The 1,588-nt window shown below is 68.0% G+C and carries 1 protein-coding gene and 1 pseudogene; one reads left to right on the top strand and one right to left on the bottom strand.

All coding sequences use genetic code 11. The annotated features are described in order from the left end of the window. A partial coding sequence (locus tag WA944_RS22580; RefSeq protein ID WP_526647368.1) for an O-succinylbenzoate-CoA synthase occupies nucleotides 1-607 on the top strand: 607 nt, incomplete at its 5' end. Nucleotides 608-683: 76 nt separating this feature from the next. Here the strand turns inward: WA944_RS22580 and WA944_RS22575 are convergent. Then, nucleotides 684-1,588: pseudogene (locus WA944_RS22575) on the bottom strand (isocitrate lyase ICL2); the annotation flags it as partial.

Genomic DNA, 1,588 nt, shown 5'->3' with positions numbered 1-1,588 from the left:
GGTGTCCGCGGTGCGCGACGCGCAGCGGCCCGGCGCCGCGGTGCGCTGTGTGATCGAGGCGACCGATGCCGACGAGGCAATCGCGGCGATCACCCGACTCGACAGGGCCGCAGGCGGACTCGAGATGGTGGAACTGTACGGCGGCAGCCTCGAGGTCGTCGCCGCCGTCCGGCGCGGCGTGGATGTCCCGGTCGCCGTGGACGCGTTGCTGTTGCGCGAAGCAGGGCCGCAGGCCGAGGCCGCCGACATCGCGGTGCTGCGCTGCGGACCGCTCGGGGGAGTGCGCCGCGCGCTGCGTCGCGCGGAAGCGCTCGGACTGCCGTGTGTGGTGAACCTCGCCGGGCTGACGAGCATCGGCATGGCCGGCGATGCCGCCCTCGCCGCGGCGCTTCCCGACCTGCCGTTCGCGTGCGGACCCGCGGCGGTGTCACCGACAGACGGTGATGTCGTCGCTGAGGCCCGCTCACTGGTGCCCGCCGACGGCTACCTTCCCGCAGCCCCCACGCCCGCGGCGCCGGACCCGGTCCGGGTGGCCCGCTACACCGTCACCGACCCGGCCACGGTCGGCAGGTGGCGTGACCTGCTGCGCCGCGCCGCCGCCTCCTGAACTCCGCCGGAACTGTATTCCACGCGGCGCTCACTCGAATTCTTGCGCGTGGAATACCGTTCCGGCGAAAAGGTGCTCAGTCCTGCTTGCTGATCAGCCTGCGCAGCGCCTCCCGGTCGGGAGCGAGCAGTTCCTCGATCCGTTCCTTGTTCACGTCGGCGACGATGATCTCGCCCACCTCTTGGTAGACGTCGCTGAAGATGCCGTGGGACTTCATCTTCTCGGTCTGATAGATGTTGTCCTCGGTCGGCGTCACGTAGTAGACAATCTCGGCTTTGAACCGATGGATCAGCCACAGATGGATCACATCCATCAGCCGCTTCTGGCGCAGCTGTTCGGCGAAGGTGTTCTGGTCGCGCACCGTCAGGATGCTGCGTCCGTGCCGATCCTTGATCGGATCGACCACCACGTTCGCCAGGGGCTCGTCACCGTCGCCGTAGATACCCAGATCCAGCACATCCGAGCCGGCACGCCGCGGCCGTAGCTGCACGCTGAGCTTCTCGGGAAGCTGATTGTGCTCGCTCCACAGCGCCAGCCACTCCTCCAGCAGCTTCTTGGGCACCTCGGTCTGCACCAGGTGCTGGTGCTGCGTCGAACCCTTGCCCATCGACTTCGTCGTCGCGGTCCGCCCGGACGAGGCGGCCAGCGCGGCGTCGCTGCGTGGGCCACCGACCAGGGTTTGTGGTGTGCGATAGGGCGATTCGACGAGTCGCATCTTGCGCTGCAGCCGCGCCAGGGCGAGCATGCCCTCCTGGCGAAGCGACGTGGCGAACTCCTCGGAGGCGACACCGTCGACCTGATGTCCGCCGTAGGTGATGAAGTTGAAGACGAACCCCATCTTGCCCAGTTCCTCGGGGAACGCCCGCATCTCCTCGTCGGTCATGCCGGTGGTGTCCCAGTTGAACGACGGCGACAGGTTGTAGGCGAGCATCTGGTCGGGGTAGACCGCATGCACCGCGTCGGCGAACTGCTTGGCATCGG

It is taken from the genome of Mycobacterium sp. (assembly GCF_049683355.1).
Lineage (GTDB): Bacteria > Actinomycetota > Actinomycetes > Mycobacteriales > Mycobacteriaceae > Mycobacterium.
The sequence above is the reverse complement of the archived record's forward strand: the minus strand, read 5'-3'. Positions and strand labels throughout refer to the sequence as shown.